Source organism: Anabaena sp. FACHB-1237 (genome assembly GCF_014696225.1).
Lineage (GTDB): Bacteria > Cyanobacteriota > Cyanobacteriia > Cyanobacteriales > Nostocaceae > FACHB-1237.
Genome location: NZ_JACJPV010000004.1, coordinates 58,514 through 78,419, shown reverse-complemented (window position 1 = coordinate 78,419; position 19,906 = coordinate 58,514). Strand labels below are relative to the sequence as shown.

At 35.2% G+C, this 19,906-nt stretch carries 20 protein-coding genes; 12 read left to right on the top strand and 8 right to left on the bottom strand.

Features of this window, described 5'->3' with window-relative positions:
- Nucleotides 1-96: 96 nt before the first annotated feature.
- The 4 genes from H6F32_RS03085 (at nucleotide 97) to H6F32_RS03070 (ending at nucleotide 3,163) form a co-directional block, all read left to right on the top strand.
- Complete coding sequence (locus tag H6F32_RS03085) at nucleotides 97-1,308, top strand: GNAT family N-acetyltransferase (RefSeq protein ID WP_190367873.1); 1,212 nt, start codon at nucleotides 97-99, stop codon at nucleotides 1,306-1,308.
- A 58-nt stretch (nucleotides 1,309-1,366) separates the two neighbouring features.
- Nucleotides 1,367-1,801: a Holliday junction resolvase RuvX gene (gene ruvX / locus H6F32_RS03080; RefSeq protein WP_190367978.1), complete on the top strand. Its 435-nt coding sequence runs from the start codon at nucleotides 1,367-1,369 to the stop codon at nucleotides 1,799-1,801.
- 145 nt (nucleotides 1,802-1,946) lie between these two features.
- A complete protein-coding gene (locus H6F32_RS03075; protein WP_190367977.1) occupies nucleotides 1,947-2,501 on the top strand; it encodes a DUF3727 domain-containing protein in 555 nt (184 codons plus the stop codon).
- A gap of 119 nt (nucleotides 2,502-2,620) precedes the next feature.
- A complete protein-coding gene (locus H6F32_RS03070; RefSeq protein ID WP_190367872.1) occupies nucleotides 2,621-3,163 on the top strand; it encodes a YqeG family HAD IIIA-type phosphatase in 543 nt (180 codons plus the stop codon).
- A gap of 270 nt (nucleotides 3,164-3,433) precedes the next feature.
- On the opposite strand, the gene H6F32_RS03065 is transcribed toward H6F32_RS03070, so the two are convergent.
- The 5 genes from H6F32_RS03065 to H6F32_RS03045 all read right to left on the bottom strand — a co-directional run bounded on the left by H6F32_RS03065 (nucleotide 3,434) and on the right by H6F32_RS03045 (nucleotide 7,687).
- A complete protein-coding gene (locus H6F32_RS03065) occupies nucleotides 3,434-4,834 on the bottom strand; it encodes a cytochrome c biogenesis protein (protein WP_190367871.1) in 1,401 nt (466 codons plus the stop codon).
- Between the two features lie 2 nt (nucleotides 4,835-4,836).
- Nucleotides 4,837-5,577, bottom strand: coding sequence for a cytochrome c biogenesis protein CcdA (locus tag H6F32_RS03060; RefSeq protein ID WP_190367870.1), 741 nt, complete (start codon nucleotides 5,575-5,577; stop codon nucleotides 4,837-4,839).
- A 100-nt stretch (nucleotides 5,578-5,677) separates the two neighbouring features.
- Nucleotides 5,678-6,214: a bifunctional pyr operon transcriptional regulator/uracil phosphoribosyltransferase PyrR gene (gene pyrR, locus H6F32_RS03055; RefSeq protein WP_190367869.1), complete on the bottom strand. Its 537-nt coding sequence runs from the start codon at nucleotides 6,212-6,214 to the stop codon at nucleotides 5,678-5,680.
- Nucleotides 6,215-6,227: 13 nt separating this feature from the next.
- Nucleotides 6,228-7,220 carry an adenosylcobinamide-phosphate synthase CbiB gene (gene cbiB / locus H6F32_RS03050; protein ID WP_190367868.1) on the bottom strand — a complete coding sequence of 331 codons (993 nt, stop codon included), beginning with the start codon at nucleotides 7,218-7,220 and terminating at the stop codon, nucleotides 6,228-6,230.
- A gap of 23 nt (nucleotides 7,221-7,243) precedes the next feature.
- Entirely contained in the window at nucleotides 7,244-7,687 is a 444-nt protein-coding gene (locus H6F32_RS03045) for an Rrf2 family transcriptional regulator (RefSeq protein ID WP_190367976.1), read from the bottom strand.
- A gap of 276 nt (nucleotides 7,688-7,963) precedes the next feature.
- Between H6F32_RS03045 and H6F32_RS03040 the strand changes: the two genes are divergently transcribed.
- From H6F32_RS03040 to H6F32_RS03025, 4 genes are all read left to right on the top strand, one after another.
- Nucleotides 7,964-8,371, top strand: a complete 408-nt coding sequence (locus H6F32_RS03040) for an AbrB family transcriptional regulator (protein WP_190367867.1) — start codon at nucleotides 7,964-7,966, stop codon at nucleotides 8,369-8,371.
- A gap of 194 nt (nucleotides 8,372-8,565) precedes the next feature.
- A complete protein-coding gene (locus H6F32_RS03035) occupies nucleotides 8,566-10,440 on the top strand; it encodes a sodium:proton antiporter (RefSeq protein WP_190367866.1) in 1,875 nt (624 codons plus the stop codon).
- A 271-nt stretch (nucleotides 10,441-10,711) separates the two neighbouring features.
- Nucleotides 10,712-12,163 (top strand): hypothetical protein, encoded by a 1,452-nt coding sequence (locus H6F32_RS03030; protein WP_190367865.1) that lies wholly within the window; start codon nucleotides 10,712-10,714, stop codon nucleotides 12,161-12,163.
- Between the two features lie 96 nt (nucleotides 12,164-12,259).
- Nucleotides 12,260-13,768, top strand: a complete 1,509-nt coding sequence (locus H6F32_RS03025) for a tetratricopeptide repeat protein (protein WP_190367864.1) — start codon at nucleotides 12,260-12,262, stop codon at nucleotides 13,766-13,768.
- Between the two features lie 286 nt (nucleotides 13,769-14,054).
- Here H6F32_RS03025 and H6F32_RS03020 read toward each other — a convergent pair whose 3' ends face one another.
- Together H6F32_RS03020 and H6F32_RS03015 are read right to left on the bottom strand one after the other, a co-directional pair.
- Complete coding sequence (locus H6F32_RS03020; RefSeq protein ID WP_190367863.1) at nucleotides 14,055-14,657, bottom strand: SRPBCC family protein; 603 nt, start codon at nucleotides 14,655-14,657, stop codon at nucleotides 14,055-14,057.
- Nucleotides 14,658-15,106: 449 nt separating this feature from the next.
- Nucleotides 15,107-15,442 (bottom strand): hypothetical protein, encoded by a 336-nt coding sequence (locus H6F32_RS03015; protein ID WP_190367862.1) that lies wholly within the window; start codon nucleotides 15,440-15,442, stop codon nucleotides 15,107-15,109.
- A 103-nt stretch (nucleotides 15,443-15,545) separates the two neighbouring features.
- On the opposite strand from H6F32_RS03015, the gene H6F32_RS03010 reads away from it, so the two are divergent.
- The 3 genes from H6F32_RS03010 (at nucleotide 15,546) to H6F32_RS03000 (ending at nucleotide 16,945) form a co-directional block, all read left to right on the top strand.
- Entirely contained in the window at nucleotides 15,546-15,755 is a 210-nt protein-coding gene (locus H6F32_RS03010; protein WP_190367861.1) for a hypothetical protein, read from the top strand.
- 120 nt (nucleotides 15,756-15,875) lie between these two features.
- Entirely contained in the window at nucleotides 15,876-16,394 is a 519-nt protein-coding gene (locus H6F32_RS03005) for an HNH endonuclease (protein WP_190367860.1), read from the top strand.
- Nucleotides 16,395-16,588: 194 nt separating this feature from the next.
- Entirely contained in the window at nucleotides 16,589-16,945 is a 357-nt protein-coding gene (locus tag H6F32_RS03000) for an alr0857 family protein (protein WP_199294454.1), read from the top strand.
- A 497-nt stretch (nucleotides 16,946-17,442) separates the two neighbouring features.
- Here the strand turns inward: H6F32_RS03000 and H6F32_RS02995 are convergent, their stop codons facing one another.
- On the bottom strand, nucleotides 17,443-18,012 hold the full coding sequence (locus H6F32_RS02995; protein ID WP_190367859.1) for a thioredoxin family protein: 570 nt from the start codon (nucleotides 18,010-18,012) through the stop codon (nucleotides 17,443-17,445).
- Between the two features lie 206 nt (nucleotides 18,013-18,218).
- Here H6F32_RS02995 and H6F32_RS02990 point away from each other — a divergent pair, with 206 nt between their 5' ends.
- Nucleotides 18,219-19,880 carry an ABC transporter substrate-binding protein gene (locus H6F32_RS02990; protein ID WP_190367858.1) on the top strand — a complete coding sequence of 554 codons (1,662 nt, stop codon included), beginning with the start codon at nucleotides 18,219-18,221 and terminating at the stop codon, nucleotides 19,878-19,880.
- Nucleotides 19,881-19,906: the final 26 nt, after the last annotated feature.

Here is a 19,906-nt window from a genome sequence, read left to right as displayed (position 1 = left end):
GTAAAATGACCAAAAATACAGTACATCTAAAAAATAGATTACTATTATCAAGTTTAGTAAAGGTTAATTAATAGTTAAATCGTGGCTTGAATCACAATGACTTCACTACTCTCTCGAAACCTCAGCGTCATTATCAGACCAGTCCAACATCGGGACTTGGATGGAATTGAACGCTTAACACAAGAATCTTTTTCCCATCTGTCTCCACAAGAAATAGATGCGGCTATGGCAAAAATGCAATGGTTACGTTGTTGGTATGGTTTTATTAAATTCTTGAGTTGGTTTCCTAACCCATTAAAATACCATTTTTGGGGTTATGTGGCCGAACAAGGAAGAATGCTGTTAGGCATGATTCAAGTTTCTCCTTTTAACCGTACCCGTAGCACTTGGCGTGTTGACAAAGTAATGTTAGAACGTGGAGTAAGTAAACAAGATATAGGTTCACTTTTGTTACGCTATTGTTTTGAATCTATCTTAGAAGCACGTACTTGGCTTTTAGAAGTTAATATTAATGACTCCGAGGCTTTAGCCTTATATCGCCATAATGGTTTTCAACGTTTAGCAGAAATGACCTATTGGCAAATAACTTCAGAAGCATTATTAGAACTGATTCAAACTGAACCAGATTTACCAAACCTATTACCAGTCAGTAATGCGGATGCACAATTGCTGTATCAATTAGATACTGCATCTATGCCACCTTTAGTACGTCAAGTATTTGATCGCCATACCCATGACTTTAAAACTACCATCGTCAGTGGCATTATTGACACTATTCAACAATGGATCACTAAAACAGAGGTCATTAGTGCCTATGTATTTGAACCTCAACGTAAAGCAGCCATTGGTTACTTTCAACTTAAAATAGATCGTACTGGAAATAATCCTCACTTAGCTACTTTGACAGTTCACCCTGCCTATACTTGGTTATATCCTGAACTATTATCACAATTAGCCCGTATTGCCCAAGATTTTCCTCAACAAAGTTTACAACTAGCTTCTTATGATTACCAACCAGAAAGAGAAGAGTATTTAGAACGTATTGGAGCAAAACGTATTCAACATACGTTAATTATGTCCCGCTCTGTGTGGCATAAAATTAGAGAATCTAAACTAGTTTCTCTTGAGGGTATTCAATGGCAAGATATGTTACAAGGTTTACAGCCTGTCCATAAACCCATTCCCGGAGGAATGTCTTGGGGAAAACAAACACAAGTAAAATCAGAAATAGCCTCTTTTAGTAGTCCCAATACTAATATTGACTCGTCTGCATCCTCTGATATGAACAACGATGTAATTCAGGAGTAATAATTAAGTGCCTTTGGAAACAGATGTAACAGTAACAGATGAATTATCAAAACCATCTGTGAAAAACTCTTTTATATCAGCTTTAGGTGTGGATGTAGGGCGTAAAAGAATTGGCATAGCTGGTTGTGATGGTACAGGTTTAATTGCTACAGGTATCACCACAATTGAAAGAAGGTCTTTCATAGAAGATGTGGCAGCGATTCAACAAATCGTCAAAGATCGGCAGGTACAAATTTTGATAGTGGGGCTACCTTATGCCTTAGATGGGTCTATAGGATTTCAAGCGCGTCATGTGCAGAAATTTGGCAATAAACTAGCTAAAGCACTGAGTTTACCCATAGAATATGTAGATGAGCGATTAACTTCTTATCAAGCTGAACAGTTGATAATTGCCGAAAATCGTTCTCCTTCCCGTAATAAAGGTTTAATTGACCGAAAAGCGGCAGCATTGATTTTACAACAATGGTTAGATGTTAGACGTAGTAATGTCTAGTTGCATGGTACTATAATAAAGATTTCTGTTATATCTAAATTTATGGTTGACATTGACGATCATTTAATAGTTGAATTTAATAGTTGAATGATAGTTCAATGATTTCTATATTTTACAGATATTGTTACAATTACGTGATTCGGCTATGTATCCCACTGAATTTCCTGAAGAAAATGATCACGGTTACGAAACTTGCCTGACTTTAACAGATGAGCAAAATCGCACGCTAGAATGTTATGTCGAGCATACTTTAAATGTAGAAGGACAGGAGTATGTTTTGTTACTTCCTGTAGATTCACCCATAGAGATTTTTGCCTATGATGATGATGATGAAGCCTTTTTAGTGGAAGATGACGATATTCTGGAAGAAATTTTTAGTAATGCTGAAGCTGTATTACAAGAGCATGATTTAGTTTTAAAAAATACTGCTTATGCTTTAACTGTAGCTGGTGAATTACCTCCAGAAGATGAAAATAAAATATGTACTTTAGAAATGGATGATGGTGAAGAGGATCAACTATTAGAAATAGCCACTTTTTCACATAATGATCAACAGTATGCGATTTATACTCCTTTAGATCCATTGTTGTTTTTTGCGAGAATTAATAAAAAAGGTGAACCAGAATTACTTTCTCCGGAAGAGTTTAATAAGTTTAAACCTCTGTTAGAAGAATTTTTGTTCGATGAGGTAGAAGAATAAAGTGATTAGTAATTGGTAATTAGTGATACAATTATCCTGAAAGTTGACAGCTAGGTAGGGTTTCCCGGACTTTACTGGCTGTTGATGAACAGCTAATTACTGGTTACTAAATGTAGTATATGACTTGGAATAAATTGTTACAACCTGATTTAGTGTTGGCTGACTCAATTTTAAAGCTAACACCGTCTATTATTCAGCAATATGGGTTAAAAGGGCTTATTTTAGATGTTGATGAAACTTTAGTGCCTATTACAGTGGAGTGTATTTCTCCAGACTTGGAACAATGGGTGAATGAAATTCGTGATTCTACGGTGTTGTGGTTGGTGAGTAACAATCTTAGTGAGTCGCGCATTAGTAGTATTGCCACTGCATTGAATTTACCTTATTATTTAGGGGCTGCAAAACCTTCACGACGGAAAATTAGGGCAGCACTTGAAGAGATGAATTTGCCTGTACAAGAAGTGGGGATGGTGGGCGATCGCCTATTTACAGACATCTTAGTTGGTAATCGTTTAGGAATGTTTACAATTCTTGTAGAACCCATAGTTCATCCTCAAGTAAAAGACTTGCGTTACCATCCTCTTCGCAACATAGAAGTCTGGATATCCGAGATTTTAGGGGCTTCTATCACAGGTAACTTAACAAAAGTTGACAAAGATTGATAATTAGTGAAAAAAACTAAACATAAAGAAATACTTAAGAAATTGAGGGATTGAGAAATTAGGGAAGATAATATATAGCAATAACATCAGAGTCAGCCAAAAAAAGACTCTAGCCCATAATAAATACATATAAACTTATACAGCGTTAGCCTTCACTATAGAGGGATTAACGCTGTATTATTATTAACTATCATTTATCAGCTTTCAGTAGTCAGAAGAGTAAGAGTAAAAACAAAGAAAATTTTACTATATTTATCCCCCATTTACCCCTTAACTCAACTGTTCCAAAATATCAATTATTTCCCGTTCAAAAGCCACTTGAGCGCGGTTAGTTTTTCCCCCAATATATAACTTATCCCCCACTTGTAAAGCCCAAACCTGTGAATGAGAAAAATAACTCATGACCACACCTAACATTAATACAGCAAACCCACAATAAACAATGGGAATACCTGGATCATATTTAATTTGTAAACCCGTACTACCTACTACATCTATAACCTTTAAATTAACCCCATTTACAGGAATAGAACCTCCCGCACGCACAGTATTAATTAAATTACCATCACTATTATAAACTAACACCATCCCTTGTAAATCTTTAGCTAATAAAGAAACTCCCTCACTTAGATCTGGTTTTGTCGGTATCCACGTTCCCCAAATTCTTCCTTTACCCTGAGTATCTAGTAAGGCCATGGGTAATTGAAAAATAGGACTTTTATTTAATCTCACTTTAACAGCAGAAATACCCCAATCAGTTTGATAAAAAACCACACCATGATAACGCAAAGGTTTATTCACATATATCTTTTCATGATCAACCTCTTGACCACTTTTATCAATCACAGACATATCAGAATAAAATTGATCAATTGCTCCTGTGGGAGTATAATCTATCCAAAAACGATTCACTGTTACAGACCAATCTTTCAAAACATTTTCCGATGACCAAGGACCAGCATCTATAATATTTGTCACCTGAAAATTATTACCACTAGCAATCATTTCTTGAGCCATAAAACCCGTCATTGCTCCCCAAATTCCTCCCAATAAAATTGTCACAATACCAATATGAACAATTATTGGACCTATTCTTCCTATTATTCCTTTTCTCGCATATAATATTTTCTGATCTGCTTGTTTTTCATTATCTGTAAACAACTTATAACGGTTTTTTATTAAGATTGGTGTTAATTTTTCTAGAGAAATTTTCTCTAATTCTGCACTTAAAGCTAATTTATTAAACTTTCTGGGATCATCATAATATTGCCATTTTTTAGCAGCTTTTAATGCTGGTAATTGTCGAGTAAATGTACAAGCTGTTAAACTAGTTCCAAATAACACTAATAAACCTAAGAACCACCAAGTGCGATAAACATGATCTAAGCCCACAACTTGAATCACTTTCCAAGTTAAAAATCCAAATAAAGCTGGATGTTCTGGATAATTAGCTTGGTAAAATACTGGAGATTGACCTTGTTCAATTACAGTACCACTAATACTAAAAACAGCAATTACTAATAATAAAGTAATTGCTAATCTTAAATCAGTTACCACTGGTAAAACTTCTTTACGGAAGAACTTTGCTAAAAATACTGGTAATAACCAAGAATTTCCTTCTTGATTAACTTCTGGGGATGTTGTATTGTCTGTTTTATTGTCTAAAGTCATGCTTAAAAACTACCTAAAGGAATGCGAGAAAGTAAAGAAAATACACCAAACACTACTAATAATACACCACTAATGGGATTAATCCAACCAGACCAACGCCGCATTTCTAAGAGTTTTTTAATACTGGCTGTAAATGTACCTGCTAATATTAATGGTGCAACATAACCAACGGTATATGAAAGTAATAAAATAGCTCCTAAAAATACATCTTGACTATTAGCAACCCATCCTAATAAACTAGCTAAAACGGGAGTGCTACAAGGAGATGCTACTAACCCAAATGTTAAACCTATGGAGTAGGAACGTATTCCTGGAGGTAAGTCTGAAGATATCCAATTTGTTCGGTTTAATGAGGGGAATTGTATAGGTAATGCTTCTAGTAAGTTCAGTCCCATAATAATCGCAAGGATGCTAACTATTATGGGTAAACCTATTCCTATTTGTCCATATACTTTACCCACTAAACTAGCAATAATTCCCATACTTGTGAACGTTGTAGCTAGTCCTAATGTAAACCATGTAGATTGTATAGTAGCTTGAATGCGACTTTGTGCTTCGTATCCACCAATGTAACCGATAGTGATAGGCAACATAGACAATGTACAAGGAGTTAAGCTAGTGAGTAAACCAGCTACAAAGATAATGGCAATACTAACTATACTAATATGAGTTAATTGAATGCTAACAAGGTTGTTAGCAAATTGTTCTATGTGATAAATCTGTGTTTGTAGAGTGTCAAGCATCCTAATTTAATTGAGTGCGAAGTGCGAAGTGCGGAGTGCGGAGTGAGAGCTTTTACTCCTTACTGCTGAAAGCTAACTGCTGACTCCTAACTCCTAACAGCTATTTACTAATTAATTCTACCGCATCTCTTTGGTCAGTATCTTGTAAATAGACTTTAACTATTTCTTCTTTTGCGGTGGGGAGTTTTTTTCCCGTAAAATCGGGATTTATGGGTAATTCTCGATGGCCTCTATCTATTAATACTGCTAAACGAATTACTTCTGGTCTACCATATTCATTAACAGCATTTAACGCAGCGCGAATAGTTCGACCTTTGAAAATTACATCATCTACTAGGACAACAGTTTTACCTGTTAAGTCAAAGGGAATATCTGTTTTTGCAGGAGTTCTTAAACCTATTTTATCTAAATCATCACGATAAAATGTGATATCTAATGCTCCCACATTCACATTGATATTTTCTAAAATTTCTATTTGACGTGCTAGTAAATTAGCTAATGGTACTCCTTTTGTATGAATACCCACTAGAACTAATTGAGATAAATCTCTTGTGCGTTCTATTATTTGGGAAGCCATACGGTTTAAAGTTCTTCTTAACTCTTCCGAGGAGAGAATTTCAACAATTTTAGTAGACATAAGTAGTTGAGCTTTAGCTCCAAAATAGAGTAATAATAGAAAATCGAGAATAAGCAATAATTCCCAAAGTTGCTAAGGCTAACCATAATAAAAAAGCATATCGTGTTAATTGCAAAGCCTGATCAATGGATTTTTCGGTAATGGGATAAATAGCATCTCCTAATAAGGGTTTATGTTTAGCTATACCACGATACCAGTTTATTCCTCCCATTTGTACACCTAAAACGGCAGCATAAGCGCATTCACTCCAACCCGAATTAGGACTAGGATCTTTAATAGCATCTCGTTGACAAATTTGCCAAACATAGCCAGGTTTTCCTGATAAGATTGCTAAAGTGATGACAGTGAAGCGACAAGGTAGCCAAGTTAAATAATCTTCACATCTAGCACTAAACCAACCTAAATAAGTATAGGGACTTTCTTTGTAACCTATCATGGAATCTAAGGTACTACTGGCTTTATATGCTAGGGCTAAAGGTACTGAACCAATAACAGGAATGAAAGCACCAATGATGGCATAAAATAGGGGCGCAGTAACTCCATCTGTAGCATTTTCTGTGACAGTTTCTAACAGCGATCGCAAAATTTCTGTATGAGATAGATTTTCTGTATCTCTACCTACATAGTTACTTAAAATTTCTCTGGCTGTAGTCACATTACCCATTTTTAAAGGTGCGAGAACCTCCATAGCCGCATTTTTCAGACTTTTAGCAGCAAAACAACTAGCTAACATGATACCTTGAAATACTATGGCCAATACAGGATCAACTATTTGTATAGCAAAAATAATTAACCAACCCATCAAACCAGTACCAACTATCACCAAAATAGCGATCAACGCCCCAGTTAAACGTTGATTAAGAGCGGTGTGACAATATTTTAAGCAAAATTTACTTAATTGAGAAATTACCCAGCCTATAACGCGAACTGGATGAGGCCAACCCCAGGGATCAGCTATTAAATAATCTAAAAAAGCAGCTAAAAGCAAGATCACAGCAGAGGTCATATTTTGATGATCATGATCAATAACTAAACCACAAAATTAGCTTCTTCACCTAAAGATGCCTGCCAACTGCGAGCATCATAATAAAGATCAGCTAAGGTAATACTATATAATACTTCCTTGAGTTTTTGATTAAGTCGTTGCCACAGGCTAAATGTCACCCAGTCCCCAGTTTGGGACATTTTAGGATCATCTAAAGGGAAGTGATTGATATTTTCACCAACTGCTTCTAAAATTTCACCTATAGATATTTGTGCAGGTTTTTTAGCTAGTTGATAACCGCCAATACTACCACGAATAGATTTTACTAAACCAGCACGACGCAATTCTATCAGCAACTTTTCCAGATAGGGAGCAGGAATATCTTGACGTTGGGCGATCGCTCGCACTGATGCAGGTCCAAACTTTGGTTGTAAACTTAAATCTAGCAATGCCTTCACACTATAATGTCCCCTAGTCGTTAATTTCATCATCTCCTAAACCTGTAAACAAGACAAACCCATATATAGCACTCTCTGAGATTTTCTGATTTTGTGTCCTCTTTCTTCCTCTTCCTCCATCCTTTCTATTCCCTGTCATATAATTTATTAAAAATATTGAAAATTATTTTACATTTTTGGCAATGATTGTAATATACTAAGCTAGGCTGATCAAAAAAAGTAAAAGATCCTGTTTGGAGTATCTTCTACTCAGCTAAAATAAAATCTACCCAACAAATTCAAAAATTTCATTTTCGACCTAAGTTGATGGCTAAGAAAAAAATTGAACCCCTAGTCGGCGAAGAACTGCTCAAAAAAGTCAAAGAGCTAGAGAATCTCAGCAAAGACGAAAAAGCTAAACAGTGTGGCTATTATACTGTTACCAAAAATGGTATAGAGCGCGTGAATATGATGAAATTCTTGAATGCCTTAATTGATGCTGAAGGCATTCAGTTGGATGGTACAACTGCCGCTAATGGACGCGGTGGACGTAGTGCCAGCTATAGAATTAGTGTGCAACAAAATGGCAATTTGCTCATTGGAGCAGCCTATACAAAACAAATGAATCTCAAACAGGGAGATGAATTTGTCATCAGTTTAGGTAAAAAGCATATTCGCCTCCGCCAAGTAGATGCGGATGCTACCGAAGAAGCTCAAGTAGAAGCAGCAGATTAATCAATTTCATGAATCAATAATGAGTCAGTTATTCAGTTGTCAAATGGTTGTTTTAACCTTTGACTACTGTGTGCTGATGAAAATTTTCAGATTTTTGATATTATTTATATTTATTCTGCTATCAGCTATCAGCTTAAGATAAAAAACTGATAGCTGACTCGGTGACTCCTGACTCCTGACTGTATTACCTGTACATGGAAACACCTTTTCAAATTACCTTACAAATGGTGATCACCGTTTTTGCAGGCATTAGCGCCCAGGTGATGGCTGCCTACCTAAAATTACCTAGTATCGTATTTTTACTTTTATTAGGTATCCTCCTAGGTGGTGATGGTTTAGGAATTTTACACCCTCAAGTCTTAGGTTCAGGGATAGAAGTGATTGTTTCCCTAGCTACAGCTATTATTTTGTTTGAAGGCGGATTAAAATTAGATCACCACGAATTAGGTAAAGTCTCTGTCAGTTTACAACTACTTGTTACCCTGGGAACCTTAATCACTTTATTAGGTGGAAGCATGGCCGCCCACTGGTTAGGTGAATTTCCTTGGAATATTGCTTTCCTCTATGCTTCTATTGTTGTTGTGACAGGTCCGACCGTAATTGGTTCATTAGTCCAAGAAATTAATGTAGACAAACAAGTAGCAACGTTATTAGAAGGAGAAGGTGTATTAATTGATCCGGTAGGAGCAATTTTGGCTTATGTAGTTTTAGACACTATTGTTAATGGTGATGTTGATCCAATTCAAGCCATTGTTGGTTTAATGCTGCGTTTAGGCGTAGGTGCAGCCATTGGCGGTATAGCTGGCTATTTCATGAGTTGGATATTTAAACGGGCTAATTTCATCTCCGTTGAACTGAAAAATTTAGTAGTTTTGGCTATTCTCTGGGCTGCCTTTACTTTAGCGCAAATGATTCGCAGTGAATCAGGTATTATGACTACTGTAGTATCAGGAGTGGTATTCGCTAATTCCTCTGTACCACAAGAAAGACTATTAAAAACCTTTAAAAATCAATTAACCATTCTTAGCGTCTCTGTATTATTTATTTTATTAGCGGCTGATTTGTCTATTGCTAGTGTGTTAGCTTTGGGTTGGGGTAGTTTATGGACAGTATTAGTATTAATGTTTATAGTTCGTCCCATTAATATTCTTTTATGTACCTGGAATAGTGATCTCAATTGGCGACAAAAGTTATTTTTAAGTTGGGTTGCACCCCGTGGTATTGTAGCAGCTTCAGTTTCTTCATTATTCGCCATTTCCTTGACACAAAAAGGCATTAATGGAGGTGATTCTATTAAAGCCTTAGTATTTTTAACTATTATTATGACTATTATAGGTCAAGGCTTAACGGCTGGTTGGATAGCTAAATTACTCAAAATCACATCTAAAGATATCCCAGGTGCGGTTATAGTTGGCTGTAATCCTCTCAGTTTATTAATTGCCCGCTTTTTTCAGGAAAAAGGAGAAAGTGTAGTGATGATTGATACAGATCCACAAAGATTAGCCGAAGCCCAAGCCCAGAATTTACAAGTTATTGCTAGTAGTGCATTAGATAGCGAAGTATTAGAAAATGTAGGGATTGGTTCCGTAGGTACTTTTTTAGTCATGACAAGTAATGGTGAAGTAAATTTTGTTTTAGCACAACGAGCAGCAGAAGAATTTAATCCGCCCCGTGTACTAGCCGTATTTCCGCGACATCCTCAAGGTTCTCAGTCTGCTACTAAAGTAAATCAGGCTTTTGTGGCTGATTTAGTGGTAAAAACTTGGAATGAGTATTTAAACAATGGCCAAGTGAAATTAGGAACTACTACTTTACAGGAAGAAGAGTTTATTGATCAACAAAAACATATTCAAAGTAAAATAGATGATGGTGTATTAGTACCTTTACTATTAGAACGCGAACAACGCTTGCAAGTGGTTATAGCAGATGAAGAATGGCAAATAGGCGATCGCATAATTTACTTATTATATGATTCGCGTCCAAATCTTCTCAAACGTTTATCGGGTGTAAGTGAGTCCACACCTTTAATGCTAGAAAAATTACCAGAAGTGGAGCAAATACTGAAATAACCATCAGGAGTTATCAAAATGTTTATTTATAATAATGTTTATATATTCTGATCCTAAACTCCCACAACTTTGCAGATAAAACAGAGAATTTATCACTTGTAGATGATCAGAAAAATTACAACTTTAGGATATGATCAGTTATATTATCAAATTAAGCAGCGGTGGCAACTATAAAATGTCCAGGTACAACAGATGTGATATTTAAGCATATCATCATCTGAGAAAAAATTTTTATTCAAGTTTAAACAGAGTCTAGTGAAGGATAAAAACTATGTCTTATACATCTTTTTGGAAAACAGTACCAGGAATGCTAACCCAACCTACTGGGATGGCAGCTTTAGCTTCTTTAGGTATTCATGGAGCGATCGCCTTAATAGTACCATTAATGCCCGTAAATTCTAGTTCCTCCTCAGCCAATAACACAGCAAAAACAGTAGGCTTAATGGAATTAAACCAGGCTGATGAAAGCAGATTACCACAAACTATAGACAACTCCCAAATAGCACTACAAAATCAATTACCTCTACAACAACCCCAACTACCGTTACAACAACAAATTCCAGGGCTAAGTCCAAATAGTTATAATACCGTCTATCCGCCCACAGATCCTAAGTTCGTTGCTGAACTCAATAATCAACCCAGTTTACCAGTAATTCCCACTTCCCCCACCAATCATAACCTCCCAGCCTTGCCACAAAAACAATCTCTAGGTAATCTCAATACTAGTAATCTGAATTATACTAATTTAGATCAACAAATTTCTAACCTAAAAACTAAAAGTAACACATCTTCTTTATCCTCTAATTTACCCAGGGAGATACAAACACAAATTAGTCAAAATCAATATGTTCCCATCAATAGACTACCACAGGTAAGTTCTAATACCGAAATACCAGCAGAAATAATGAAAAACCCCACCCCTGAAGCTATTGATACACAAAGTCCTACTGTAACTGCGGAAAAAGTAGCCTTAACAAATAGTTATCAAGGAAGTGGAAGTGGAAATGGACAGAAATTAGCACAGAGTTCTGAAAAAGTACCATCAGAAAATCAGCAATATTCACAACAAGCAAAAGTCAATAATGTTGATGATGCTAAGGCTAAAATTAATGATAAATTACTGGCTAATCTTAAATCATTTAATAGCCTCAGAGAAGATGTCAAACAGCAGTTTCCTGATGTTAAGGAAAAAAGAGTAATTAGAGAAACCATTGGTACTAATACTGGGGATATGGAAGGTTTAGTATTAGGTAGATTAGTAGTAGACGCAGATGGTAAAATAGTAGATATTAAATTCCAAGAAGGTTCAGGATCTCCCCAATTACAAGCAAAAGCTAGAGATTTTTTTAAAGCTAACCCTCCCCAAGCTGATCAACAAGTTGTAAGTTCCTATCCTTTTCAATTACAATTTAGAAATAAGAGCAATAATATAGGAGAAATTCTCAAAACTAAACCTGCTGTATCAGTTCCCATTGAACAAAAGGTATCTACACCACAAAATACCCCACAAGAAACAATAACTCCAGCAGAAAAAACAAAAGTTGAGGAAAATACTCTATCAGTAAATTCTCCCCAACCCATACCTACAGATAGTAGCACAGTTGAGTCAAATAATTCTAGTGGCAAAGTTGCATCTTTTGAATCTAATAATACTAGCAATAAATCTAGTGAACAATTACTGGAAAAATTACGCAAAATTAAACAAGAAAGACAGAATAACTAACAAGTATGGGTTTAGCAGTGCTAAACTAGGCTTGGTTGAAAACTGCTAAACCCTGATCAGAAGTCAGTAAGCTGATAACTGAAAGCTAAATAACTTATGGATGGGATTATTTTACTGCGATCGCTACAAGCTGATTTTATCAAAAGATTACATCATCGTTCTTTACTTCATTGTGAAATTATTGGCCAACATAGTGAATTAACTATTATTAAAGGAGAAAGATTAACCAATTTACGCAATTTCTGTTGGTTAATGGCCGAAAAATATAAACGTACTTCCATCGTGCGTGACGTTTTTGTTAGTAATCTTAAAGGTAAACTAGGAGAGGAGGTAGTTAAGGAAAGACTAGGAAATTTAATCACGGAAATTAACTATGAACAAAAAATTGGTGGAGATGGTAAAAGTGATTTTACATTAACATCACATCCCCATATTGGTTTACAAGTTAAATCTCGTCATGGTACTATAGATCAAGTGCGCTGGACTGTCACCGCTCAAGAAGTTTCCAAAAATACTGTCATTGTCTGTATTTTAATCGAAGAAGATGTTAATGAGTCTCAATCTTTTTACCATCTTTTTTTAGCTGGTTTTCTTCCTACAGCAATGATTAAATTAAAAACTGGTAAAATTTCTTTTGGTATTGACCAATTATTATACGCTGGAGGCTTATTCTCTTATTTAGAAAGTTTTGCTAATAATTTTCTTGCTAATTCTCAAACATCTCATATATCTGAATCTATCACATCTGATAAATATATTCCTGAATACACATTAACTAAAAATCCTATTCATGGTATTGTAGATATTTATAGTAAGCAGGATCTTAGCTTATTGTATATGACCCTGGGTGATGAATATTTAGCAAAAGCAGAATATCCAGCCGCAATTAACAGTTATCATCAGTCTTTACAAATCAATACTAAAAACTGTCAAACTTGTGAGGTTTATTATAAATTAGGTGCAGCCAATTATCAAATTGGTGAATATCAATTAGCTATCTCTCATTATAGTCAGTCTATTAAGATTAATACTGATCACGCTCAATCATATCATGGTAGAGGTTTAGTTCATTACCAAATGGATAATTACTATTTAGCTTTAGCAGACTATAATCAAGCAATTGTGATTAACCCCTATATCGCTACTTTTTACCAAAATCGTGCAGAATTACGCCTCAAAATGTTAGACTATCAGGGTGCTATTGAAGACTATTATCAAGCAATGATCATTAATCCTAATATTTCTCATGATTTAGCACAACAGTTATCGGCAGAAAAAGAGCAATTGTACCAATTAAGTAATATTGTTCCTAATGATGCTCATAGTTATACACAACGTGGTAAAATTCGCACTGATTTAGGAGATTATCAAGGTGCTATCAGTGATTATACTATGGCTATAAATATGAGCTATCATGATATTGATATTTATTATTTACGGGGAAATGCTCATTATCGCTTAGGAAATAAAACAGCAGCGATCGCTGATTTCTCTAAGGCTGTACAATTATATTGGCACGCTGGTAAACTTGAAGAATATCAGGATATTCAAGCGAAAATTGTAGAGTTAGAAGTAGAAGCATCTCTCGATATTCTTAATTTTTAGCTATTATTAGCTATTAGCAGTCAGGTAGACAATGTTAAAAAATGTTAAAATTTTAAAAAAGACCTCTTTTTTAGGAATCAGACCTGTTGATTTGTTATTGCAAAAGTGATATGATGGTGATATTTGTATAATGGTAATATTTTCACTGCTAGGTGTGTGCCGCTATTCTATTATTTATCACAAGACTATTTATACCAAAAAGCACGAGGCTAAAACCAAAAATAAAAAATTTTTTGCAAAAAATCTTATCAATTATATGTTAAACTATAATTTTAAATTATATTTATTAGGGGTAAGATTTACTTTGAAAAGCTCTTTGACGAATAGCCAAGAGGTTAGTTTGTAAATCTTTTTTAAGACGACGTTCAATAATAGAGATAGGCATAGACAATTTTGGTAGTAATTGAATTGTATAACAGAGAGTAGTACCCTGTTCATCATTCGTACAATATGGTTCTAAACACCAATTACCAGTAAAACTTTTGAAGTCTCCTTCAACCATATTAAACTTAATTAACTGAGGAAATAATTCCTGCAAGTCCAACACTACACGCGCACAAAATTTAAAATTTAACAACTTTTCAGAACCAACTTGTTCTAAACGAATACCTCCATCTGGATGATCTAGGAGACGACTTTGAGCCAAATTAGGGATAAAATCGGGTAAAGATTCATAATCTGTGAGTATTTGCCAAACTTTCTCCATAGGATGGGGAATTTTGATTTTGGCAATAATTTGTCGCTCTCGATGAGATAATTTTTTCACTATAATTTCTACATCATTTGCTTCATCAGTATGATCTACTAGATTAGTATCATCGAAATTTTCCCAATTTTGTAAATTGTCTGCTGGAAAATTGTCATTAGAGATAGATAAGTCAGTGTTCATGTTTTTCTATTGTTATTCTATATTGTAGTGATTTAGGACTTACGCAAGTGTCACACTAAAAAATCTGTTGAGTGGGTGCGTCAGATATTAACAATTTGGTTATTTACATGATTTATATTGTCTGACTTGGTTGGTGAGATCGTCGAACCACACCCTACCAATGCGCGAGTTGCATAAATCTTTTGATTGTTTGTGACTCTAAACCTAATGATATAACAGTATGTATCCTTGATAAGACAAATTTAATGCAAATTTAAGACAAAAAGTATCCAGGGACATAATTTTACGGATCTAAGCTAATTAGTAAAAGATTAATACTGATTAGTAATATAATGACAAAGTCAGGATAAAAAAAGAAATTTCGCTGAATTGGGAATTATACTGGAAAAAGCTATCAGCTATCAGCTATCATTTAACTGACGGCTGAAGACTGACGGCTGAGAGCTTCACTAACAGTCTAAACTCTCAAGAGATAAAGGTACAAAGTCACCATGTTTGGTAAATCCTAATAACATTGGTTGTTGCGCTAAAATTAATTGACCCGTCAATACACAACGTTCATCCTTCTGGGATGTAGCTGGAATACTAGCCCGAATATCTTCTTTAGAAAATCTAGGTTTCCATTCACCTGATCTTTGCTGGACAAAATTCCATAGTATATCTCGGATCAGAGATTGATATCCTTGAGTTCCTGCGATATCTTTGAGTTTTTCCTTAAGTTCCCGTTCTAGGCGAATACTGGTAACTTCCATATCAGTGGTTGATGTGCGTGTCATAGTAGTCATCGAATTTTCTCCTTAAAGCTATAGATAAGATAGTAATACAAGTGTAGTATGTTTATAGCAATGTTTTATCATATTAAGTAAAAATTTTTTGTGAAAACTTTTTGTGAACACTGTTGATCCCATTTATTGCATTTCTAGTTCTATCCTGGCCAGTAATTATTCAGGCAATTGGGAATTAGCTATGTTGGTATTGGAGTATTTATTTGTGGGCATTTACAGAAAATATCAAGAAATCAACACAAAGGATCATGTAAATTTTCAGCATTTTAGTATTATTTTGGTAGATATGAAAGCAAAAACAAATCAGAAATAGAGATTTAAAGCGGGAGGTATAGGCGAAAAATGCTATACCAAAATAAAACCAGAAAATTGGTTGTTCTTGCCTGCGCTTTATTAAATCAGAAACGGGGATTTTTTCATAAGGAGTTAGGCTGTGACAAGCACGATCCAAGTATTAGAAAAGTCCGTAGTGGTATTTTCCCAAAATTATTTGCCACTGTGTCGAGTAAATATCAAGCGAGCAATAGTATTACTAATTAGTGATAGGGCTGAACCCTTAGAATTTACGATAGATGATGGTTGGTTAGTGCATTCAGCTAAATTAGTGTTGACTGTACCTAAACACATCCGCTTGAAATTTACTGGTAAAGAAAGGATGTGGAAAGTACCACCAGTGAACAGGAGGGAAGTTTTGCGACGTGATCACAACAGTTGTCAATATTGTGGAAGTAACAAACATCTCACCTTAGATCACGTTATACCGCGTTCTCAGGGCGGACAACATACTTGGGATAACGTAGTCATAGCTTGCGAAAGATGTAACTCTCGTAAAGGTGATAAAAGCCTAGCAGAAGCAGGAATGCAGTTACGCAAAATCCCTAAACCTCCGATTCATCCTACTGTAGCCTTTGCGGAAAAATTTTGGACTGATATGCAAGCAAACCTGGAATAACAGGAGAGCATAAGAAATGCTGAAATTAACTTACACGGAAAACAATTTTTATTTGGAGTGTTTAACTGCTATATAAAACCTAGACAAAACTAGACTTTACTTTCTACTTCAATGGGAGCATGGGAGCGGTTATCCCTCAGTAGACTTACACTTGAGTTTTGTTTTAATAGATAAAAGCATTAGACGCTCAAACTTTGGAGGAATGGGTAGCACAAAGGGCGATTTTTTGTTTAAGAATTGCTCAGTCTCTACATCTTGAACCCACTACAGCATCCTTTTTGCTACCTGTTGACTTACCAGGAGTGGCTAGATTGAAGCAAGAGGTAAAGCGTAATATGGATATTATTAGTTTATGCAATTGTGACGCTGAATATTTGGAAGTGAGTTTACAAGGTTCTTGGGTATCTGATGGCAGTAGTAAAGATGTGGGAGTATTTGTTACTACTATGAACTACGGAACAGAGTTTTTTCTATATAAACTGTGGCAAGAGTCCGAAGTGTGTGGTTCTTTGATAGTTGATGGTCAGCCGTCAGCCTTCAGATATCAGTAGGGGTGTAGCACAGGCTCATTGGTTTGAATTTAAGCTACAGATATTTTGGCAGGCTGAGTAAAAGTTGCTTATTTGTTTAGTTTCCACTAAGAGGGTTTCAAAGTCTCAAACAACCTCTAAAGTACACTAAACAAGTTTAAAAATTTTCGGGTTATTTTTAGTCATCTTGTTTATGACTTTGTGTAATAAGCTGTTGTGCTTTTAATTTGGATCATAGATGCAAGCAAGATGCTTGCACTACAGTAATTTTAGGTCTTTTAGTTATACATAGGACTTACGCAGGTGTCACACTAAAAAAATCTGTTGAGTGGGTGCGTCAGATATGAACAATTTGGTTATTTACATGATTTATACTGTCTGACGTGGTTGGTGAGCTTGTGGAACCACACCCTACCAATGTGCCAGTTGCGTAAGTCCTGATACAGTTTAGCTGCACATCAGTTTAGCAAATGTCATAAACAATATGACTGAATAACTAAAAGATGTTGTTGAGTTGTTTAGGTTACTTTTCCTGGTTTCCATTTAATATTACAACCTATGCTGGGTTTTTGGTCATTGGTTATAGTTTGATCATTTAATACAGATTCAATTGCTGTTCTTAAATCTGCACCATTTACAGGTAAATTATTACTGGGACGACTATCATCTAACTGTCCACGATAAACTAGTTTTCTTTGATGATCAAATAAGAAAAAGTCTGGGGTGCAAGCAGCGGTATATGCTTTTGCTATGGCTTGACTTTCATCATAACAAAGGGGAAATTTAAAGTCTAATTCTAAGGACATTTCTTTTAATGATGCTGGACTATCTGCTGGATATTTTTCAGCATCATTAGCACTAATAGCAATAATTCCTAAGTTGCTATTTTCATAGTCTTTCCCTAGTTGTGCTAATTCCATTTGAATGTGTTTGACAAATGGACAATGACGACAAATAAACATGATCAATAATGCTTTTTTATCTGTCATTGTTTCTAAGGAAATTATTTGTTGATTTACTACTTCTGGTAGATGAAAATTTGGTGCTTGAGTTCCTAATGGTAACATTGTAGATGCGGTTAAAACCATGATTTTCTCCTTTAATTTGATTACAGCGATTTTCAGGTAAATGAACCACATTTTGATTCTGGTTTCGCGCAAAGACGCAAAACGGCAAAGGAAGACTAAAATTAATTTAGGGTGTGGTCTAAATGTTGGGGATATGGTCGATCTTGTTGATCCAATATATAGTATAATGTTTGTCCAATGATTGAAAATATGTCTGTGTCATAGTGATGAGTAAGTTTTCTTTGTTAATGAGACGGTTTGGTAGGATGACAAAATTCCTATCTTTGTTTTCTCTATGTTTATTATTGGCTGTGAGTTGTGGTCCGAGATCAGAAACTAATACTACTCCTAATACTTCTGGTGCACCAGTGGCTAATACATCTGGAGATGGTAGGATTACAATTGGCACGACGGGAAAACCCAGAACTCTTGATCCTGCGGATGCTTATGAGTTATCGTCTTTGGGTTTAGTATTTAATATGAGCGATCGCTTGTATACTTACGAACCAGGAAGTACAGAAATTAAACCACAATTAGCCACTGCATTACCTAAAGTTAGTGCAGATGGTTTAACTTATACCATTCCTGTGCGTAAAGAAGTAGTATTTCATGATGGTACGGCTTTTAATGCTCAAGCAATGGAATTTAGTTTAAAACGCTTTATTGAAAATAAGGGAAAACCATCTTTTTTACTTTCTGATACTATCGCTTCTGTGAAAGCAACGGGAGATTATGAGTTAACAATTAAACTGAAAAAACCTTTTGCGGCTTTTCCTTCATTGTTAGCATTTTCGGGAGTATGTGCTGTTTCTCCCCAGGCTTATGAAATAGGTGCGGGAAAATTTAAACCGAATATTTTTGTGGGAACTGGTCCGTACAAATTAGCAGAATATGGTACAGATACAATCAAATTTGATGTATTTGATAAATATTGGGGAGAAAAACCTGTTAATAAAGGGGTGAATTTACAAATTCAAAGTAGTCCAGTAAATTTATTTAATGCTTTTAAAACTGGTGCGTTAGATGTGGCTTATTTATCTTTTCAACCTGAGCAAATTCGCAGTTTAGAAGAAGGTGGTAAAAAGGGAGAGTGGCAAGTTATTTCGGCTCAAGGTAGCGTAATTACTAATATAGTCTTAAATCGCAATCAAAAACCTTTAGATAATGTAGAAGTGAGAAAGGCGATCGCTTTATTAATAGACAGACCATTATTAAATGAAAGGGTGTTATATGGTCAAGCTGATCCTTTATATAGCATGATTCCTGCTACTTTCAATGTATCTCAACCATTATTTAAAGAAAAATATGGTGATGGTAAATTTGAAGAAGCGAAAAAATTACTAACTAGTGCTGGTTTTAGTAAAGAAAAACCTGCGAAAATTGAAGTTTGGTATCCGGCAAGTTCTCCTACTCGTAGTTTAGCCGCTCAAACTTTAAAATCTTTGGCGGATACAAAAATGGATGGTGTTCTACAATTAGAAGTGAAAACCGTAGAAAGTGCAACATTCTTTAAAGAAATTTCCAAAGGTTTATATTCTATAGCTTTAGTAGACTGGTATCCTGACTTTTTAGATCCTGATAATTACATTCAGCCATTTTTAGGATGTGAAAAAGGTTCAGAAGCTAAAGGTTGTGAAGTTGGTGGTAGTCAAAGTCAAGGATCTTTTTACTATAGTACAGCTATGAATAAACTCATAGATCAGCAACGGAAAGAAGTCAATCCTGAAGCTAGGAAAAAAATATTTGCTGAGATTCAAACTCAAATAGTCAATGAAGTTCCTTATATACCTTTGTGGCAAAATAAAGATTTTATATTTGCCCAAAAAAGTTTGACTAATGTTAATATTGATCCTACTCAAAATCTGATTTATAAAACGATTAAAAAGTAGGTTTTAGCCGTCAGCTATCAGCTAAT

Bases quoted from the DNA above. Each gene is read 5' to 3' on its own strand.
- H6F32_RS03085 (WP_190367873.1), top strand. From the start codon at position 97: ATGACTTCACTACTCTCTCGAAACCTCAGCGTCATTATCAGACCAGTC.
- H6F32_RS03075 (WP_190367977.1), top strand. From the start codon at position 1,947: ATGTATCCCACTGAATTTCCTGAAGAAAATGATCACGGTTACGAAACT.
- H6F32_RS03070 (WP_190367872.1), top strand. From the start codon at position 2,621: ATGACTTGGAATAAATTGTTACAACCTGATTTAGTGTTGGCTGACTCA.
- H6F32_RS03065 (WP_190367871.1), bottom strand. From the start codon at position 4,834: ATGACTTTAGACAATAAAACAGACAATACAACATCCCCAGAAGTTAAT.
- H6F32_RS03060 (WP_190367870.1), bottom strand. From the start codon at position 5,577: ATGCTTGACACTCTACAAACACAGATTTATCACATAGAACAATTTGCT.
- pyrR (WP_190367869.1), bottom strand. From the start codon at position 6,214: ATGTCTACTAAAATTGTTGAAATTCTCTCCTCGGAAGAGTTAAGAAGA.
- cbiB (WP_190367868.1), bottom strand. From the start codon at position 7,220: ATGACCTCTGCTGTGATCTTGCTTTTAGCTGCTTTTTTAGATTATTTA.
- H6F32_RS03045 (WP_190367976.1), bottom strand. From the start codon at position 7,687: ATGAAATTAACGACTAGGGGACATTATAGTGTGAAGGCATTGCTAGAT.
- H6F32_RS03040 (WP_190367867.1), top strand. From the start codon at position 7,964: ATGGCTAAGAAAAAAATTGAACCCCTAGTCGGCGAAGAACTGCTCAAA.
- H6F32_RS03035 (WP_190367866.1), top strand. From the start codon at position 8,566: ATGGAAACACCTTTTCAAATTACCTTACAAATGGTGATCACCGTTTTT.
- H6F32_RS03030 (WP_190367865.1), top strand. From the start codon at position 10,712: ATGTCTTATACATCTTTTTGGAAAACAGTACCAGGAATGCTAACCCAA.
- H6F32_RS03025 (WP_190367864.1), top strand. From the start codon at position 12,260: ATGGATGGGATTATTTTACTGCGATCGCTACAAGCTGATTTTATCAAA.
- H6F32_RS03020 (WP_190367863.1), bottom strand. From the start codon at position 14,657: ATGAACACTGACTTATCTATCTCTAATGACAATTTTCCAGCAGACAAT.
- H6F32_RS03015 (WP_190367862.1), bottom strand. From the start codon at position 15,442: ATGACTACTATGACACGCACATCAACCACTGATATGGAAGTTACCAGT.
- H6F32_RS02995 (WP_190367859.1), bottom strand. From the start codon at position 18,012: ATGGTTTTAACCGCATCTACAATGTTACCATTAGGAACTCAAGCACCA.
- H6F32_RS02990 (WP_190367858.1), top strand. From the start codon at position 18,219: ATGAGTAAGTTTTCTTTGTTAATGAGACGGTTTGGTAGGATGACAAAA.